The organism is Streptomyces sp. NBC_00654, assembly GCF_026341775.1.
Lineage (GTDB): Bacteria > Actinomycetota > Actinomycetes > Streptomycetales > Streptomycetaceae > Streptomyces.
This window is the reverse complement of sequence record NZ_JAPEOB010000001.1, coordinates 3,207,888-3,227,064: the sequence shown is the minus strand read 5'-3', so window position 1 is coordinate 3,227,064 and position 19,177 is coordinate 3,207,888. Positions and strand designations below refer to the sequence as shown.

Below are 19,177 nucleotides of genomic sequence, written 5' to 3'. Positions count from 1 at the left end.
GCAACCCACCCGGTCTCAGTCCGGGGCCCGGCCCTCCGGCCCCGTCCGCGCCAGCCATCGTGCGACCCGCTCCCAGCCTCCGGGGTCGTGCTCCCGCGCCACGGCGGCGAACCGCTCGGGCCGGGCGAGCAGCCGCCGTTGCCCGGCGTGGATCTCCGCGTGGGCGAGCAGCCAGCCCGCCATCAGGTGCGGATCGGCCGGGTGCGTACGCGCCCCGTCCGCGTACCCCTCGCGGGCCGCCCGCGCGTCGCCCGCGGCGAGCAGTTCGTCGGCCGTGCGCCGGGGGGCGGACGCCGGAGGGGGACGCAGATAGAGGCCGCCGCGGCCGTCCGTCCAGTACGTATGTCCCCCCGCCTCCGGGACGATCAGGGGCGGACGGGGCGGTACGGGAGCGGACCCGGAGCCCGACGCGGCCAGCAGCGCGGCGCGTTCGCCGTCCGGGCACCGCAGATTGCGCAGCCGCCACTCGACCCGGTGGCTGGTCGCGGCGGCCCTGGCCCGCGCCACCGCCGCCGCGTCCACGGGCTCCCGCAGCCAGCCGTCCACGGTGTGCGAGAGCCGGGCGACCAGGCGCCGCCCGGGGCCGGTGAGCCGCGCCCGGGTGGCGAGGGTGCGCAGCACCATACGGGTCTGGACGCGGCGCAGGGCGAACTGGAAGGGCGCCAGCCCCTCGGGGTCGGCGGACCTGTCGCCGATCCGGTCCCGCCAGAATCCGGCCACGCCGACGAAGGCGTACGCACCGTGGAGCAGTCCCGGCAGATGGCGCGGGTCGGAGCGCCAGGGCGCGTAGTGCCGCTCCTCGCGGTCGTCGTCGAGCATCGGGAAGAGATGGAGCAGGGCGCCGAGCTTGCTGTGCTGGAACTCGTGCACGAGGGTCTCGGCGAGCGCCAGCCCGTCGCCGGGCCTGGCCACCACCATGGAGCCGAACGCGTCGCCGGTGGAGGCGCTGAGTCCGGCGGCCGGTACGGGGAACCGCCGGCCGCCGCCCTGCGGGCGCCAGGGGACGATCCGGCCGATCTCCTCGGCGCGCAGCGCGCCCGCTTCCGCGCCGCCGGGCCCCAGGACCGTCAGGGCGTCCCGGAACAGGGCCTGCCACGCGTCCAGCTCCCCGGGAAGCAGTCGGGCGGGGGCGATCGGTTCGTCCAGGTCCCGGTAGGGATCGATGTCGTCCAGCTGGACATGACGCGTCCCCTCGCCCACGGGCAGTCGGTGCACCGGCTGCCAGTGGGCGGATTCCGGGTCGGTGAGGGGCCGCACGACGACCGGATCGCCGTATCCCCCGCCGCTCTCCCGGCACCGGACCGTGATCGCTCCCCCGGACACCGCCGCGTGCACCGGGTGGAAGGCGTCCGCCGGGGGGTGCGGCAGTCCGATGAGTCCCAGTGCCGGGAGGCTGAGCGTCGCGGAGCGCGCGGGCAGCAGCAGTGCGGCGTCCGTCCCGGCACGCAGGGCCGCCGTCGCGGCGACGGCGGCGAGCTGTCCGGCGTCCGCCCACAGCGGCGGACCCGAGGTGGTGCCGTGCAGACGGCGCAGGGTGTGGGCGAGCCAGCTGCCGACCTGCGGGCTGAGCAGAAGCGCGTCCACGGTGTCCGGGGCGCGGGCGGCGGCGGTCTCCAGCACGGGCCAGATCGTGGGCGCGTCCAACGGGCCGAGAATGCCGGGGTGTTCGTCGAGCCGGTCCAGGAGCTCGCGCAGCAGCAGGAGGCGGCGGGTCCGCTCGCCCTCGACCAGGAACGCGACGGCCTCGCGCGAGCCGCCGCCCGAGGCGATCTCGTCGAACAGCGGGCCGGGCATGCGGATCGGGGCGTACACATCGCTCCCTGTCGTTGGCGGCGGGCTCCCTGCCGGTGTCCTCCGTTCGGCCGTGCGGTCCTGCGGCGACGCCGCTATTCGGCCCGTCCGGGTTCGGAGCCGCCGACCATGGCGTTGCCCCGGGCACGCCGGATCTCCGCCAGCAGCCGTGGGCCCGGGTCGGGGGCCGGGAGGCGGCGCAGGTCGGCGATGCTCACGGCCGCCAGGTCCATGACGTCGCTCTCGACGTGGTCAGTGGTGCGGTCGGCGGGTACCGGCTGGTACAAGGCGCGCTCCCCCTTCGCGAGCGGTGGCACACGATGCCACCGTTTACTCCATCATGACGAACGGGACCCCTTCCGGAAACCCGTGTGATCACGCCAGTCGATCATTTTCCTGCCCGCTGGGAAGCGATCAACTCCTGTATGGCCTCTTGGAGTTCGGCAGCACGTTCCGGATCGACGTCGAACAGGGTGACCGCGTCGAAGAGTTCTCCCAGTCTGTCCGGATGCGCCCCGAGAGTCCGTACGATGCCGATGACATCGGTCCGCGGCATCGAGTGCCTCGGCATCCGGCCGACGACGACGGCGGGCAGTTCACGGACGAGCGCCTGCCGTTCCTCACGGTCGTTCATCAGGGGGTAGGCCAACAGCGCTTCGACGAGCCGGGCCGTCGACCGGGCCCCGGTCGCACGGGCCTCCGCCGGGCCCCGCGGGGAGACAGAAGCCTCGGTACGGCCGGGTCTGTGCAGGTGGAGGGTCGGCAGCTGGTCGGTGCCGCCCGCCGCCCGGAGCACGTCCAGCCGGCCGCGTACCGCCTCGAACAGGGCGTCGGGGTCGGGCACCGGGTCGGCGGGGAGTTCCCGCAGCACGATGTCCGAGAACACCCCTGTGCGGCGCTCGGGATCGTTGGCCGCGCGCTGGCCCCTGGTGGCCGCGAACATCAGGACCTGCTCATGGGCCTGGACCCGCTGCCCCGCCGGGAGCCGTTCGTCCGGCAGTGAGTGCGGGAAGTTGTGGCGTTCGTCGAACGTCTGACACGCGTCGACCATCCACGTCTGCCGCGCGAAGCCGGTGAGCGTGTCGCTCCTGAGGGTGTCGCGGGCCGACTCGACATCGATGTTGCGCCGGTCGGTGACGGTCGCGTCGGCGCAGTAGAGCCGCAGGCGCTCGTCCCTGTCCAGCACCCCGTGCCCGCCCCACCACACCCACAGCGCGTCGCCGCTGCGGGCGGGGATGCCGGTGACGAAGGCGCTGCGCAGGGAGTTGTGGTCGGCCGGACGGAAGGGGACGCCCGGGTCCTCGCCGTCCAGCGGCGCGAGGTGGAGCAGGATGTTGGTCTCCGGTACGCCGCGTGCCAGCAGCCAGTCACGGAACCGCAGGGCGTCCCTGACCGGGCCCGGCAGGTTCCAGCCGTCGCCGGCGGCGTACCGCTCGATCCCGACCACCAGGGCGAGCACGCGGTGCGGCGCGGTCCGTCCCCGGGTCACGGGAGCCGCTCCCCGATCGCGCGGTAGACGGCCGGATCGCTCCAGTACGCGCTGTGCGCGACGGGAAAGGGCTGCCGGCTGTCGGTCGCGATGTCCTGGGCGCGGTTCGGGAAGAGCGGCTCCGCGGCATACCCGAGCAGGTCCCGGCGGTCGTAGAGATTCAGCCAGTGGGGGACGTGCGCGGGCAGCGGATCGGGGTGGGCGAGCGCCGGCAGCGCGCCGGTCTCGTACAGGAACGGGCCCTGCGACCCCACGGTCACCAGCAGTTCCACACCCGGCAGCGGACCCGATATCAGGGTGTCCAGGGCGATGATTCCGCCCAGGCTGTGGCCGAGCAGGACCACCGGGGGTTCGGTGTCGGCGACGAGGTCGCGCAGTCCCCTGCGCGTCTCCTCGCCACGCGCCAGGTACTTCAGGATGTCCCCGGCCGCCGGGTGGGCGGCGTCCGTCAGGGCCCGGCGCCGCCGGACGGCGTAGCGGGAGCCCAGGCGGACGAAGGGCCCGGCGACCAGGCCGAGGACCGCGCCGCGCTCCGCTCCCGCCGGGACGGCACCGAGCCGCGCGGCGAGCGCCTCGACCGCCGCGTCCCTGGTGTCTCCGTCCGCCAGTACCGGTTCACCGGCGTCGAGGGCCGCGGCGACGACCGTGGCGGTCAGCGCGCGGGCCAGCACCCAGGGCAGTTCCCCGGCGTCCAGGGCCCTGGCCGCGGGCGCGAGCAGGTGGCTGCGGGCCAGTTCGGCGGCGGCCCGCTCCAGCCCCGGCCCGAGCTTTCCGGCCCGGTCCTCGCCGCGTGCGGCCAGGCCGGTGAGCAGGGCCCGGGGCCGCTCGTCGGGGAAGGCCGCGCCGGGCGGTGTGACGCGTGCGGCGGCTCCCGCCGCGGCCAGGGCCAGTTCGGCCGTGGGGTCCTCGTACAGCCGGGCCCAGGCCTCGGTCCCGTCCTCCGGGTCTCCGGGGCCCCCGGCGCTCCGGTGCGTCCCGGTGCCCGGTCCGGACGGGATGCTCGCGCCGCCCGCCGCGAGCGCGGCCCCGTACCGCTCGCCCCAGCGGTAGGCGGCCAGGGGCACACCGGGTGCCGCTGTGCCCAGGCCCCGCGCGATCCGGTCGAGCAGGCCGGTGAGATGCGGTTCGCGCACTCCCGTGCCGTGGATGAAGAGCACTGTGGTCATAGGTCCGCCCCCGTTGGTCCCTGGTCCCCGGACCGGCCCGCCGACCGTGCGGCCGGCCGGCCGGGAACGTCACTCCACTACGACAGGTCGATCACGTCGCTACCCGGTCACAGCGGCAGCGCGGCGATGTCGCATTCGATGCGCTGGTGCAGCCGGGCCGCGGTCTGCCAGGGGTGGTCGTCCCCCAGCACCCGTGAGAAGCCCTCGATCGCGACCGCGTTCAGGCGGTCGGCCTCCGCCGACTGGCCCAGACCCCGCTGGTCCAGGGCCAGGTTGGCGGTGCACACGAGGGTCAGCGGGTGTTCGGCGCCGACGCTCTCGGTGAGCCTGGCCAGGATGCCCGCGTCGGCTTCCTTGGCCCGGGAGAAGTCGAGCCGGGCGTAGTGGTTGTTGGCCCGGCTCATCGCCGCCGTGAGCGTATTGACATGCCGCTCGCCGAGGGTGCTCTCCAGCAGCTGCCAGGCCTGGATGTCCAGGGCCTCGGCCTTGTCGATGTCGCCCTGCGCCCGCAGGGTCGCCGCCAGATTGACCTTGGCGAACTGGGTGTGCGGGTGCCGGGCGCCGACCACGGTGCGCAGCCCGGCGAGCGCCTGCTCCCCCAGTTCCCGGGAGCCCGCGAGGTCGCCGTTGAGCCGTCGCTCGACCATGGTGTGGATGGCGGCGGCCAGGGCGTCCAGGTTGTTGAGGCCGTAGCGGGTGGTGAACCGTTCGAGGTTCTGCTCCGCGAACGCGGCGCCGCCCTCGACCACACCGGCCCTGCGCCGGCACACGGCGAGGAGCAGCGCGGAACGGATGGTGGCCGCGTTGCTCTCCCCGAAGTGGGTGAGGTAGGCCTGGTAGTTGGACTCCTGGAGGGCGCGCGCGCCGAGGTAGTCGCCGTTCTCGCGGATGTCGATGGCCAGACCGTTCAGCGTGTTCAGGGTGAGGCCGCTGGCCGGTCCGTACAGCAGCTCGCGCTGGCGTGCCGTCTCCTCGTCGATCTCCCTGGCCTCGACGAAGCGCCCACCGGCCCGCAGCGAGACGCAGTAGTCGTGCGCGGCGCTCAGCGTGGCCGGGTCCTCCGGGCCGAACAGGTCGCTGGCCCGGGTGAACGCCTCCTCGTCGAGGTCGCAGGCGGCCTGGAACTCGCCGCGCTGGCGCAGTGCTCCCGCCATCTGCCACATGGAGTCGATGAGTTCCTCGTCCGGGATCTGGGCCCCGCGCGAGATGGCGAGCGCCCGTTCGTTGTGGGCGGCCGCCTCCTCGGACTTGCCGAGCAGCCGGAGGTAGAAGCCCAGCAGCTTGGTGACCCGGATGACATGCAGGTCCTCGTCGCCGGACTGGGCGCGCCAGGCGTTCCAGGCGAGCCTGGCCTGTGCCGCTCCCGATTCGTGGGCTCCCCAGTAGTAGAGGAAGAACACCATGTCGTAGACCAGGTCACGGACCCAGGCGTCGGAGCTCTCGACCGCTCCGGAGGCGATCACATGCGGCAGGATCGCCTGGTAGGCGGGCCATTGGTCGGGGGAGGCGGGGGCGCCGGGCTTGGCGGTGGTCAGGAGCAGGTGGGCGGCCCGGGTCATCTTCGCCCGTTCCTCCTCATCCAGCCTGGCCACGATGACGTTCTGCATCAGGCGGTGCATCTGGAGGGTGCCGGACTTGTGGTCCAGCCGTACCAGGGACAGTTTGCTGAGGTCGCGGGTGGCGCGTGCGAGCAGCAGCGGGTCACGCAGCACCGGGTCGAGTTCCGGGGTGATCTCGACGTTCCGGCCGCCCCTGAGCATGTTCAGCGGGATCGGCTCCGGCGCCATGCAGGCGCAGATCTCCAGCAGTTGGCGTGCCGCCGGGTTGTCCTGCGAGAGCCGGCCGAGCGAGATGTCCCAGACCGCCGCGACGGGCAGCGGGTAGTCGGGGGACGGGTCGAGCTCAAGGATCTCGGGACGGCGCTGTTCCAGCAGGTCGAGGTATTCGTTCACCGGCATGCCGGTGGCGGCGTGCCAGGCGCCCGCCTGCTCGACGGCGAGCGGCAGGTCACCGAGTGCGGCGGCGAGCCGGTCGGCGTCGTCGGCGCTCATGCCGCGCGCCCGGCGCTGCAGCAGGGTGATGCTCTCGTCGCGGTCGAACACGTCGACGCTGAGCGGGGTGGCCACCCGTTCCCACTCGCGGTTGCGCGAGGTGACGATGATCTTGCCGGGGCCGCCGTTGGGGAAGTACGACCGTACGGCCTCGATGTCCTCCGCGTTGTCGAAGACCAGCAGCCAGTTGTCGAACGGCTTGCCGGTGCGCAGCGCTTCGCGCACGGCCGGTACGGCGGCGTTGGCCTGGGGCCCGACCTCCAGGCCGAGGCTGCGGGCCAGATCGGCGAGCGCGCCGAGGATCAGGTTCTCCTGCTCCGCCGGAATCCACCAGATGACGTTGAACTCGGCGCTGTGCCGGTACACATACTCGACGGCGATCTGGGACTTGCCGACGCCGCCCATGCCGTGCAGCGCGTGCGGAAGGACGGCGGTCGTCTCGTCCTCCTGCAACTGCCGCTCCACCGCTGCCAGAAGACTCTCCCGACCGGTGAAGTTGGGGTTCTTCGGCGGCACATTGCCCATGATCTTCGGCTGGCCGGTGCGGACGAATCGTAGCTCCGGTGCTGTGCCGTCCATGCTCTGCTCGTCCCTCCGGACATCCTTGTCAGCTGTTACGGGTGTCGTGGGCGACACAGATCCTCCTGGTGAAGCGGCCGGATGCGACCGGAGAGGTGGAGCATTCACATCAAATGCCTCTTTATCATCCCTGATCGCCTCCGCTGCAGATCCCGCGCCGTGCAGCAGCCGGTCGGCCAGGCGAGCCGCACGGAGTCTGTACGGCAGGCCGCCCAGAGCACGCAGTACGGCCAGTTCGATGCGGAGCCAGGCCGGTCCGGCTCCGCCGTCCGGGAGCGCGGCCCGCACCGGGTCCCGCAGTGCCGCCCTGAGCCCGATGCCCTGCGCCTGCCCGGCGCGCGACTCGGCCAGCAGCCCCACCGCACGGGCCAGCTGGGTGCGGTTGCCGGTCGCCAGCAGCGCCTCACGCACCCCTTCGGCGAAGTCCGGGCCGCCCTCGCCCTCGGGCTCCCAGTCGATGAGCCCGCCCATCATGATCTCGGCCAGGTGGTCGGGGCCCGACTCGGGAAAGGCCCGGTCGCGCAGTTCCTCGATGACGTCGAACCTCAGCGGGGCGACCGCCAGCAGCACCGCCAGCTGCCGGGCGAGCGGACTGGCCAGCGAGGCGAACTTCCGTACGGCGGCCACCGCCGCGCGCGGTCCGTCGATCCGGGGGCTGCGCAGCCCCGGCGCCGCGACCCCCTTGGTCATGGCTCCGGCCAGCACCACCGGAAGGGTGCGCCGCACACCGCGCTCGCCGGTGATCAGATCGGCCCACGAGCGGAACGACCCGGCGCGCAGGCTCAGTACGGGTACCGGTACGGAACCGTCGTCCGGGTCGGCGAGCCCGCGTGAGCGGTCCCACGCCCCGAGCGGCGGACGGCAGCCGAAGTGCCGGTTGAGCGCCCCGAATCCGGCCGCGTCCAGCTCGGCGCGGAAGGGGTACAGGGAGGAGCGGTGCCGCAGGTAGGGGGGCAGCAGATGGACGAGCGCGGTGGGTCCGCCGGAGGTGAGCCGGCCCAGCAGTTCGTCCGCGCCCCGGCCGGCCCAGCCCCGGGCCAGCCCGTCGGTGACGACGAGGAACAGCCGCGAGCCGCGTCCGTCCAGCAGCTCCGCCGGGTCCGCGTGCCGGTCACCGGGCCAGCGCAGCACCGGCGCCCCCTGCCCGGGAAGCGCGACCTCGACGGTGCGGACGTCGCGGAAGGCTCCGCTGCGGACGGCCTCGTCGGTGAGCCGGCGGACCGTGCTGTCCCACACGGGCATGGTGGGCGCGCTGTCGACGAGGAGCATCAGATCGAAGGCGCGCTCCCGCACGGGCCTGAGGTAGGGGATCCACAGCCCGTCGCTCAGCCCGCACTCCGCGGTGCGTGCCTCGTCGAGGCGGCTCCGGTGCCGCGAGGGGACACGCCGCCCCAGCCCGCGCAGCGACCGGGCCAGCCGCAGGGGCGCCACGCGCCGCACGGGAGGCTTCACCGTGGGGACGGCCGTGTCCGGCCGGGCGGTCCGGGTCTCCTCGACCGCGCTCAGGACGAGTTCGCGCGGCTCCTCGCCGTACGTGACCCCGTCGGGCGGCACTTCCGGCGCCATGTCACCCGAAGGAGGCAGAACGGCGTCGGGCAGTGCCTCCGGCCCGTCCGGTAAGAGCGCCGGTTCGTCCGCCGCCCGCGGGGATCCGCGTCCGGCCGACCGCCAGGCCGCGGCCAGCCAGGCCGCGTCGGCGAGGTCCTGCCAGCCCAGGTCGCCGCTCGTGTCACCGCTTGTGTCACGCGCGGTGGCGTCACCACCCGCTGTGGACGGCGCGTCCGGAGCACGCTCCCGGGGCAAGCCGTTCATCAGCGGCCCTTCGAGAGGTCGCGGAGCAGCATCTCAATCAGCTTACGCCCGTCCTCGTCGTCCTGGAATCCGTCGGCCGTGGTGAGTTGGACGGCGTTCAGCAGCTGGTCGACCGACTGGGTCCCGCCGCTGTGCAGCCGCTGCTCGAACTCGTCCACCAGCGCCGAGACGCCTTCCGGCCGACGGCGCAGATGACTGACGACGATGGAGATCAGCTGTTCCCGGCCGGGCGGGCGCATCTCCAGCGGCAGACAGCGGCGCCGGAACGCGGCCGGGAACTCGCGTTCACCGTTGCTCGTGATCACGACCACGGGGAACTCGGCGCATTCGACCCGGCCCGCCTCGATGACCGCCCGGCGCTGGGGGTCGTCGGTGAAGACCGACACCTCCCCCACGCTGCTGCGCACCAGCTCGGGGATGTCGTAACTGCCGTTCTCCAGCACGTGGAGCAGGTCGTTCGGCAGGTCGATGTCGCTCTTGTCCAGCTCGTCGACCAGCAGCACGCGTGGGCGGGCATGGGCGAGCAGCGCGGTCCCCAGGGGCCCCAGGGTGACGAAGTCCCCCAGGTCGGGTGCGCCGGCCCCGTCCGTGGCGGCTCCGGCCTCGCCGCCCGCCCGCCAGGCGGCGATCGCCTGGGCCCTGCCGATGGCGTCGTACTCGTAGAGACCGCCGCGCAGCGTCGTACGGCTGACGATGCTCCACGGGAGCACCCGGCCGAGCCCCAGCTCATGGGCGATCAGATAGGCGAGGGTCGACTTGCCCACCCCGGGCGGCCCCGTGACGAGCAGCGGACGGCGCAGCAGGAGTGCCGCGTTGACCGCGTCGATCTCCTCCTCACGCAGCTGGGGGCCCTCCTGCACGACGCCGAGGCGGCGTCGGGTGGCCTGGGCGTCGCCGGGTGGCTCCGGCTGCAGGGGGCTTCCGGCGAACACCCGCCAGGGCGGCGGCTCGGGCAGCCCGGGAGGATCCCCGGCGGGCGCCTTCCCGGTGGCGTGGAACACCCTCCAGGAGGGCGGCGGCGCGGGTGGTGCGGATGTGTCCTGCTCGGTCATGCCGACAACTCCTCCTCGCAGTCGACCAGCCTGTGGGGGTCGTCCCAGAAGAACGCAATATGTCTTCCCAGAAGCAGGCTTCCGCCATCCAATTCTTCAGCCCCTTTACGCAACTGTCGTACTTTTGACGGCAGTTGGGCTGGATTGTGTCCAAGAAGCACCGTCAGCACCTCACCCGACTGGGCCGGGCTGTCCGACCTCCGGTCCCATGCGGCGAGACCCACTCCCTCCGCGATGGCGGCGGTGAGCGCCTCCAGGCCGTGCCCCGGCAGAGCGGGCACGTCGAGTATGACGGCGGTCAGCCGCGGCTCGGATGCCAGCGTGGCACGCCAGCGGTCGAGTTGCGCGTTCTCTCCGGAACGCCAGCGGTGGGGCTCGGCGGCTCCGGCTGTTTTCAGCCGCTTCCAACGGGCCCGCCAGCGCCTCAGCTGGGCGGGGTCGCGGTTCCTCATGCGTTCGAGGCTCCGCAGGTGGATGTGGTACCGAAGGCCGATCGGCAGCGGGTCGAAAGACTCCGTACCCAGTTCCAGGCGGGCCATGTCGTGATTGAGCAACGGGTACGGAAGGACGAACTCCACCTGCACGGGAGGCTCGTTCTCCAGCTCGGGCACATCCGCCCAGTACGCCTCACCGCTGCCGATCGCCCGGTCCACCGCGACGGCGAGGGTGTCGAGGGTCGCGCGCTCCACGTCACCGGCCACCGGCTCCCAGTATCCGGGCGCCGGATTGACCCAATGCCGTACGAAGACGTCCGCCGATCCGTCGTCGGCGGGCTCCACCATCACGACGAGACAGCGCGGTACCTCCGGGTCCGCCCTGGACGGGCTCGCGATCCCCTGCCGTCGTACCGCCAGCGCCTCCACGGCGTCCGCACCCGCCTCCCGGGCCCACCGGTCCGACCACTCCCGTAACTTGTCGCCCACCGGCTTGGACTGATGGGCGATCACCTCGACCAGCACCAGGGCCGGAGGCAGCCCGTCGGCCTGCGTATTGACTTCGCGCAGATAGTCGAAGCGCTGCATCGGGGACAGCCCGTAGGGCACGTCGACCCCCAGTTCACGGCCGAGCACCGCGTGCAGACGGCCGTCGTCGGCGTCCCGCACCTCGCCGAGCAGCCGCCCGATCTCCCGCAGGGCGCTGTCGCTGAAGACAGGGGCGAGATCCGCGGTCGTCTCGGCGGGGTAGGAGCTGCCGACCAGCCTGGCCAGCCGCGCGGAGTCCTCGGGGCCGGAGGCGACACTGACGCCGAAGATCAGGGCGTCGAGCCCGCCGTCACGCTTGAGGACGTCCATGACGAGCGACAGCATGTCGACCCGCGGCGTCTTGCGCGCGTAGTTGATGTCCGCGCGGAGCTGGAACGCCACCAGCGCCACGAAGTGAATGCACTGCTCCGGGTCGCGCACGCAGTCCAGCGCGCACAACTCGTCGACCAGCGCACCGACCAGACGCGGATCGATGTCGCGCGGTCCTTTCGGCGCGAGTGCCACCACCGACCATCCCCCGTTGCGCCGGTCAACCTTCCACGATCGATCGCGAAGTTATCACGCGGGATCTTACGCAACCAGGTTCGGCCGCAGGCCCGTTGGGACCATTCCACCCCTTCGGACCGGTTACGCCGGGCAGATACAGCACGCCGCGACACGTGCCGCCCGCCGAACCTCTCACCCGGACGAGTGGGTCGTGGCGGCGGACGTCCGCCGCTCACCCCAGCAGCACGGGGAAGGACTCCATGTCGTTCTGCGTCATCACGGGCAGCTTGCGGACCCCCTCGTCCGGCACGGCGAGCCTCAGCCCGGGGAAGCGCCCGAACAGGGCGGGCAGCGCGATGCCCGCCTCCACCCGGGAGAGGGCCGCGCCGGGGCAGATGTGCGGGCCGTGGCCGAAGGTCATGTGCCGGATGGGGGTGGGCCGGGTGATGTCGAAGGCGTCGGCGTCGCCGCCGTGCTGCTCGGTGTCCCGCCCGATGGCGCGGTAGGAGATGACGACCCCCTCCCCCCGCTCGATCACCTGGTCACCGACCTGGATGTCCTCGGTGGCGAACCGCATCAGCAGATGCGTGGTGGGGGTGTCCCAGCGCAGCGTCTCCTCGATCACCGTCTCCCAGCCGATCCGCCCGTCCAGCACCATCCGCAGCTGGTCGGGGTGCGCGAGCAACGCCCGTACGGCATTGAGGATGAGCCCGATGGTCGTCTCGTGCCCGGCGGCCACCATGGCCTTCAGGTTGCCCACCACCTCTTCCTCGGTGAGCGGATCCCCGCCCTCCTCGGCCAGGATCAGCGCACTGGTGAGGTCGTCGCCCGGCCGAGCGGTCCGCTCCCGGACCAGGGCGTAGTAGAAGACATCCAACTCGTCCAGCAGCGCGAGGCGTTCCTCCTGCGGGGTGAGCATGGAGAAGAAGGCCTTGTACCGCTGCGTCAGCATCGGATGCCGGTCCTCGTCCACCCCCATCAGCATGCCGACGACCCGCATGGGCAGCGGCTGGGCGAACACGGACTTCAGGTCGACGACGCCGTCCCTGCCCTGCTCCTCCAGGTGGTCGAGCAGTTCCTCGGTGAACCGCTCGATGTCGGGGCGCAGCGCTTCGAGCCGGCGCGGGGTGAGGGCCTGGGAGGTCTTGGTCCGCAGCCGGCGGTGCTCGTCGCCGTCCACCGTGAACATCGAACGCCCCGCGTCGATCATTCCGATCAGCGGCCAGTCCCGGGTCACCGCCCCGCTCCGCCAGAGCTCCCAGACATCGATGTCCTTGACCAGCCTCGGGTCGACGAGGAGCCTGCGGGCCTCGGCGTGCCGGGTGACGGTCCAGGCGGGCACGCCGAGCAGTTCGATCCGGGCGAGCGTGCCGGCCTCCCGGAGCCGGGCGGTCTCCCCGTCCAGGTCCTGGACCATCGGGTCGATGACGACGGCCCCGCCGCCCGGAGTGGCCTGGCGGTCGGCGGCGTGCGGGCATTTCACGACGGGTCTCCTGTCGTACGTACGGGAGTGAAGCGGACGGGCAGCGCGGTCATCCCGCGCAGGAACGCGGAGGGCCGGCGGACCAGGTCCTGCGCGGGGACGGCCAGTTCGAGGTCGGGCAGCCGGTCCAGCAGGATCTCGATGCCGGTCCGGGCGATGGTCTCGGCGATCTCCTGGGCGGGGAACGGGCAGCGGTACTCACCGTGGCTGAACGCGAGATGCGCGCTGTTGCCGCCCTGCCCCGGCCTGCCTCCCGGCGACGGGAACTGCTGGCGGATGTGCGGATCGGCGTTGGCCGCGCCCAGCCCCAGGAGCAGCATGTCGCCCCGGCGGATGTTCCGCCCGCCCAGGTGGGTGTCCCGGGCCGCCCACCGCCCGGCGAGGATCTGGGTCGGGCCGTCCTCCCACAGGACCTCGTTCATGGCCTCGGCGACGCTGTGGCGCCCGCCGGACAGGGCGGCGGCGAACTGGTCCTCCGTGAGCATCAGACGCATGGAGTTGCCGATCCAGTCGGCGGTGGTCAGGTGACCCGCCGCCGTGATGGCCATGAGGTCGAGCGCGTACTCCTCGTCGGTGAACCGCTCGGGGTGCGCGAGCATCCGGGAGGTCACGTCCTCCCCGGGCACCGACCGTTTGGCCGCGACCAGCCGCCGCATGTGCTCGGCGAAACGCGCGTGCGCCTCCTGGGCCCCCGCTCCGCCGTCGGCCAGGTCCCCCAGCACCCGGGCGATGTCCGCGCCCTCCGCGTCCGGGAAGCCGACCAGCCGGGCGAGCACGAGGACGGGCAGCGGTACGGCGAACTCGGCGATGAGATCGGCCGTGCCCCGGCTGCAGATTCCGTCGATGAGCCGGTCGGCCAACTGTTCGCAGTGTGAACGGATTTCGAAGGGATCCGCGCCTTCGAGCGCGGGACCCACCATCTCGGCGTGCCGCCGGTGCTCGGCCCCCGCGGTGAAGTAGATGGACGGCATGGGCTGACCGACCATCGGCAGCAGCGGCCAGTCCTCGGGGACACGGCCCCACTGGTTCCACAGCGAGACGTCCCGGGGGAACAGTTCCCCGTCACTCGTGACCTGATGGAGTTCGCGGTAGCCGATGACCAGCCAGGCGGGTATCGCCCCGGGCAGTTCGACGGGAACGACCGGTCCGTGCTCGCGCCGCATGGTGCGGTAGAGGGTTTGGGGCTCGACGCCGGAATCGGCTCCGCCGAGCGGCACCGCGCCCGGGGCGCCGCCCGCGGGACAGCCGCCGGCCGGGGAAGCGGGCGCGGCGGGTGAGGGGTTCGTCATCGTACGGACTCCAGTGGCGACGGCTTCGCGCGTTGCGGCCATGCGATCAACGCGGCACCACTATAAGGAGGTTAGGTGAAGCTTCGGGGTGCCTATCAGAGCCTTTCCCGAACGCTTCCGATCACGCGGGGGCGACATCTGCGCATCATTGGCCACAAGATCGGCACAGGGGGGTAGCTGGCTACCAGGCCCCTCTGGGGGATAACCCTCAGTGAAGTCGGGGTCTAATCGGGTCGCACGGTGGACGCCCGGTCCATAGATTCTGAGGTGGAATCAACGCACCGCACACCATCCCCTCCGGAGGAACCCCGTGACCGCCCCCTCGCACCGTCCGCACCGGCAGCCGCTCTCGGCCCACCCGCTCGTGGCGGCCTTCGTGCGCTTCGTGGTGTGCGGCGGCGGGGTCGGGGTCGCCTCCAGCGGGGTGCTCGTCCTGCTCAACGGACACCTGCCGCTGATGGTGGCGAACGCCCTGGTCACGGTCGTCTCCACGGTGCTGGCGACCGAGCTGCACCGCCGTGTCTCCTTCCGCAGCGGGCGCGGGGGCTGGGGCGTCCATCTCCAGTCCGGCCTGACGGCCGCCGTGAGCTACGCCTTCACCACCGGGGCACTGTTCGCCCTGTACGCCCTCGACTCCACGCCCTCCGCGCCGGCGGAGCAGACCGTCTACCTGTCGGCGTCGGCGCTGGCGGGGGTCGGACGGTTCGCGCTGCTGCGGATCGTGGTCTTCGCCGAGCGGCCGGCGGCGAAGCCCTCCGCGCTCGGCAGGTCGGCCGTGACGATGGCCGCCTGACACGCCGTACGCGCCCGCGCGGCCGCCGGTTGGTTATCGTGGCCGGTCACGTGCTCCACACCGGAACGCACGGACGGGCCGGGCCGCGGCCCTGGGTGGACCGGGCGAAGGAGGGGCGCGGATGGGGCGGGCGGGGACCGAATGGGTGCGGGTGCCGGTCGGGGACGACGCGGCCCGATGGGCGACGCGCGGGAAGTGTCTGCGGGTACTGATCGTCGTCCACAATGTGACCTCCGCGACCCGGCTGCTCGATGTGCTGCCCCTGTTCGACGACGATCTGCGCGTCCAGCTCCTGGCCACCTGCACCGGCTCCTCCGCCTTCGCGGCGGGCACGGCCGAACTGCTGGCCGATACCGGGGTACCGGTCCTGCCGTGGGAGCAGGCCGTCGGGACGCCGGTCGACCTGGCCGTATCGGCCAGCTTCGGCGGCCGACTCCAAGCGCTTGCGGGCAAGTTGACCGTCCTCTCGCACGGTGTTGGATACACTAAAAGGCTGGCGACACCGGACACCGGACACCGGACACCGGACACCGGACACCGGACAGGGGCCGGGCACGGGGGCGGGAGCCGCGCCCGTGTTCGGGCTCGCGCCGGAGTGGCTGCTGGCGAACGGCGCGCCCGTCGCCGACGCCCTCGTCCTGTCCCATCCCGAGCAGTACGAGCGGCTGCGCCTGGCCTGCCCCGAGGCGGCGCCGACCGCCGTCCTCGCCGGTGATCCCTGCTTCGACCGGATACTGGCCGCCCGCCCCTACCGTGAGCGGTTCCGCCGGGCGCTCGGGGTACGGCCGGGGCAGCGGCTGGTCGTCCTGAACTCCACCTGGAATCCCGAGTCGCTCTTCGGCGACGGGGGTACGGCCGGTCCGGACGGTGCCGGGGGCGACCTCCTGCCCTCCCTGCTCCCCCGGTTCGCGGACGAGTTCCCCGTGGACGAGTACCGCTTCGCCGCCGTCCTGCACCCCAACATCTGGCACGGCCACGGCCCCGGTCAGATCCGTGCCTGGCTCGACCGGGCCCGGCGCGGCGGGCTGGCGCTCATCGACCCGCTGGAGGGTTGGCGGCAGGCGCTGCTGGCGGCCGACGCCGTCATCGGGGACCACGGCTCCGTCACGTACTACGCGGCGGCGCTGGGCACGCCCGTACTGCTGGGGTCCGCGCCGCTGGACTGCCTCGACCCCGACGCGCCGATCTCCGGATTTCTGCGTGAGGCGCCGGCGCTCCGCCCCGAGGCCCCGCTGCGGCCGCAGTTGGACGCACTCGTCGAGCACCACCGGCCGCTGCCGGGGCCCGCCGAGTTCACCACTTCCGTTCCGGGCGAGGCGGCTGTCCGGCTCCGGACGCTGTTCTACTCGCTGATGGGTGCGACGGAACCGGAATGGCCCGCTTCGCTGACGCCGTTGCCCCTCCCGTCGCATGAATCCGCCGTCCCCACCGTGCCCCTGCGGGTGCTGACCCGGGTGCTCGGGCCCGGCGAGATCGCGGTGAGCCGCTGGGCGGGGTCCCGGCCGCCCGCGGATCAGGAGGGCGGTGACCTGCACATCGCCGTGCACGAGGACACCCGTGAGACCGGCCGGCTGGAGCTGGCGGACGTCATCTACCGGGACGGGGCTCCCGACGATCCGCGGTTCGGCTCGCCGTCCCACTGGACCGCGGAGGTGCTCCGGCGCCACCCCGACTGCGCGCTGGCGGCCTATGTGACCGGACCGTCCGCCTGCGCGGTCCGGGTGCGCGGCGGAGAGCTTCTGCTGCTGACGGCCGCGCCCGAGGCCGGTACCGGGTCCGGTGGGGGTCCGGGGTCCGGTGCGGACCCGGCGGCGTACGCCTCCGCGCTGCACGCCTGGCTGGCGACGGGGAGCCCGGAGGCCCCGGCCGTCGCCGAGCGCCTCGCGCATGCGGTGAGCGCCGGCATGACGGTGCGCACGGGTGCCCGTTCGCATCCGGTACGCGTCGCCCCGGCCCCGCCGCAGTGACCGCCGCGGGGTGACCCCCGTCGGGCTGTCCCGGCGGGGTGGGCGTCATGGGTTCACACAGCGCTCGCGCATGTCCCGGAGATGGGACAGGTGGTAGTCGGCACGATGCCCGCCGAGCGTCGTGATCGCCTCATCGATCAGCGGCAGCGCGGCATCGGTGTCCTCCGCGTCCAGCCAGGTCCAGGCCAGATCCGTGAGTGTCCGCGCCGCGTTGTACGTGTCGCCGCCCGCCCGGAAGTACCGCAGCGCGCTCTCCAGCTTCGTCCGGGCCTCCTCGCGCCGTCCGAGGCCGCGCAGGGCCCGGCCCCGGTGCCGCTCCAACAGGGCCCTGGCGCGCGGCAGATCGGCGACGCCCTCGTCCTGCGCGCCCAGGGTCCTCAGGATGCTTCCGGCCTGCTCGAAGCACGCGTACGCCTCTTCGTACCGCCACTGGCGCAGCCGCAGCAGCCCCAGGAACTCCACCGCCGAGGCATGGCCCCTCGCATGGCCGGCCGTCTCCTCGGCGCGCGCGGCCGCCAGCGACTCGGTCTCGGCCTCGTCCCACAGGCGCAGTTCGGTCAGGCTGTGCGCGAGCTGGGCGTGCAGCGCCCCGGCGTCGGCCGAACCCGGGAAATGGGCGTCGGCGAGGCGCGCCCCGGCACGCAGGGCGGGCAGCAGCGTCTCGTGGTGACCCGCCTTGAGCTGGAGCGGCCACAGGGAGCGGCACACGCCCACGGCGGTGCGCGGATCACCGGACTCCTCGGCGCACCGCACGGCCTGGACCAGGTTCCCGGACTCCGCGAGGAGCGCTTCGAGCGCGGCGCCCCGGTCCTCGTACACGGGGATCCGCCGCCGGACGGCGGGGTCTGGCGCGGGGCCGGGGCCGGCGGCGGGCCCGGGGACACGCCAGCTCTCCGGCAGCGCCTGGTGGGCGGCGGCCGCGGCCAGCGCCGCGTAGCCGCGCAGGGTGCGCGCGAGGGCGGCCGAGCACGCGGCGATGCCGTCCTCGCGCGCGGCGGCGGCCTCGGCGTGCTCGCGGGCCGCGGGCCGGTAGTGGTAGCGCCCGGTGTCGTGCGCGTCCGCGTCGCGCTCCAGCAGCATGCTGTCGGCGAGCGCCTCCAGCGCCCTGGCCGCGTCCCCGGCCTCGATGCCGGTGGTCCACGCGGCCGCCTCGGCGTCGAACGCGGGCCAGTCGCGGAGTGCCATCAGGCGGTAGAGCCGGGCGGCCGGCGGGTCCAGCAGGCGGTAGGCGTCCTCCGCCGCCGCCCGTACGGGGTCGCTTCCGTGCACGTCGGGAACCTCCCGGGAGGTGGGGTACGCGGGGACGGAGAGCCGGGGCACCGCGGCCCGCAGGGCGTACGGCGATCCTCCGCAGCGTTCGAGGACCGAAGGCAGCGCGGCACGGGCCGCCGCGACGGCGGGTTTGCCCGCGATGTCGGTGAGCAGCCGCACGGCGTCCTTGTCGGTGAGCGGTCCGACGGGGACACGCACGGCGTCGAGGCCGGGGAACGGGTGGCGGGCCACCATGATCGTGAACACCCCGGGGGCGGAGGTGAGAAGGGGCCGGACCTGAGCGCCGGAGTGGGCGTGGTCGAGCACGACGAGCAGCCGGCGGTCCGCCACGCAGCGGCGGTAGAACTCGCCGAGCTGCCGGCCACCGGGCGGCATCTCCTCCTCCCGTACGCCGAGTTGGCGGAGCATGAGGCGCAGGACGGCGCCCGGGTCGCGCGGAGCCGAGGTGGTGCCGCCGAGTTCCGCGTGGAGCTGGCCGTCCGGGAAGAGGCGGGCCTGCTTCGATCCCCAGTGCACGGCCAGGGTGCTCGTGCCCATGCCGTCCGGGCCGTGCACCAGAGCGAGCCTGGGCCGGCCGTCGGCGGGGCGCGAGGCCTCGCGGTCGAGGCTCTTCAGCGCTTCCTTGCGGTCCGTGAAGAACCGTATCGAGGCGGGCAGCCGAGGCTGTCCGAGCCCGGCCGCGGCCTCCGGCGCGCCGGTGTTCACCCGGCTCGCGAAAGCGCTCCAGGAAGCGGCGCTGCGGGGGTCCCTGCGCACCTGTTCGTACACCAGACGCGCCACCTCGTCGATCTCGCCCGCGCCGGCCGGGGCCGGGACCTCCCGGCCCACGATTCTGCGGACGAAGCCGCCGGCCGATTCCCACACCCATTTCCCGGCCTCGTTGGCCGTGCCCAGACCGACCGCGCCGAGCACCGCCGTGATGGCGGTCAGCGAAATGGGATCCAGCATGTCGCGCACTCCCCGT

At 73.2% G+C, this 19,177-nt stretch carries 12 protein-coding genes; 2 read left to right on the top strand and 10 right to left on the bottom strand.

The features are described from left to right. Positions 1-15 precede the first annotated feature (15 nt). The 9 genes from OHA98_RS13795 to OHA98_RS13755 form a co-directional block, all read right to left on the bottom strand. Positions 16-1,812 carry an HEXXH motif domain-containing protein gene (locus tag OHA98_RS13795; RefSeq protein WP_266925640.1) on the bottom strand — a complete coding sequence of 599 codons (1,797 nt, stop codon included), beginning with the start codon at positions 1,810-1,812 and terminating at the stop codon, positions 16-18. A gap of 74 nt (positions 1,813-1,886) precedes the next feature. Continuing rightward, the gene (locus tag OHA98_RS13790; RefSeq protein ID WP_266925638.1) at positions 1,887-2,078 is read right to left on the bottom strand and encodes an aldo/keto reductase; all 192 of its coding nucleotides are present in this window, start codon (positions 2,076-2,078) and stop codon (positions 1,887-1,889) included. Positions 2,079-2,179: 101 nt separating this feature from the next. Further along, positions 2,180-3,280, bottom strand: coding sequence for a caspase family protein (locus OHA98_RS13785; protein ID WP_266925637.1), 1,101 nt, complete (start codon positions 3,278-3,280; stop codon positions 2,180-2,182). After that, positions 3,277-4,446, bottom strand: coding sequence for a hypothetical protein (locus tag OHA98_RS13780; protein ID WP_266925635.1), 1,170 nt, complete (start codon positions 4,444-4,446; stop codon positions 3,277-3,279). The genes OHA98_RS13785 and OHA98_RS13780 overlap by 4 nt, the downstream gene beginning before the upstream one ends. A gap of 107 nt (positions 4,447-4,553) precedes the next feature. After that, the gene (gene fxsT / locus OHA98_RS13775) at positions 4,554-8,888 is read right to left on the bottom strand and encodes an FxSxx-COOH system tetratricopeptide repeat protein (RefSeq protein WP_266925633.1); all 4,335 of its coding nucleotides are present in this window, start codon (positions 8,886-8,888) and stop codon (positions 4,554-4,556) included. Continuing rightward, entirely contained in the window at positions 8,888-9,940 is a 1,053-nt protein-coding gene (locus OHA98_RS13770; protein ID WP_266925631.1) for an AAA family ATPase, read from the bottom strand. The genes fxsT and OHA98_RS13770 overlap by 1 nt, the downstream gene beginning before the upstream one ends. Continuing rightward, the gene (locus OHA98_RS13765) at positions 9,937-11,427 is read right to left on the bottom strand and encodes a hypothetical protein (protein ID WP_266925629.1); all 1,491 of its coding nucleotides are present in this window, start codon (positions 11,425-11,427) and stop codon (positions 9,937-9,939) included. Before OHA98_RS13765 ends, OHA98_RS13770 begins: the two co-directional genes overlap by 4 nt. A 214-nt stretch (positions 11,428-11,641) precedes the next feature. Continuing rightward, a complete protein-coding gene (locus tag OHA98_RS13760) occupies positions 11,642-12,826 on the bottom strand; it encodes a cytochrome P450 (protein WP_266927912.1) in 1,185 nt (394 codons plus the stop codon). A gap of 62 nt (positions 12,827-12,888) precedes the next feature. Further along, entirely contained in the window at positions 12,889-14,181 is a 1,293-nt protein-coding gene (locus tag OHA98_RS13755) for a cytochrome P450 (protein WP_266925627.1), read from the bottom strand. A 310-nt stretch (positions 14,182-14,491) separates the two neighbouring features. On the opposite strand from OHA98_RS13755, the gene OHA98_RS13750 reads away from it, so the two are divergent. Both OHA98_RS13750 and OHA98_RS13745 read left to right on the top strand, forming a co-directional pair. Further along, on the top strand, positions 14,492-14,974 hold the full coding sequence (locus tag OHA98_RS13750) for a GtrA family protein (protein ID WP_266925626.1): 483 nt from the start codon (positions 14,492-14,494) through the stop codon (positions 14,972-14,974). 575 nt (positions 14,975-15,549) lie between these two features. Continuing rightward, positions 15,550-16,941, top strand: a complete 1,392-nt coding sequence (locus tag OHA98_RS13745) for a hypothetical protein (protein ID WP_266925624.1) — start codon at positions 15,550-15,552, stop codon at positions 16,939-16,941. A gap of 45 nt (positions 16,942-16,986) precedes the next feature. On the opposite strand, the gene OHA98_RS13740 is transcribed toward OHA98_RS13745, so the two are convergent. Continuing rightward, entirely contained in the window at positions 16,987-19,161 is a 2,175-nt protein-coding gene (locus tag OHA98_RS13740) for a tetratricopeptide repeat protein (protein ID WP_266925622.1), read from the bottom strand. Positions 19,162-19,177 lie beyond the last annotated feature (16 nt).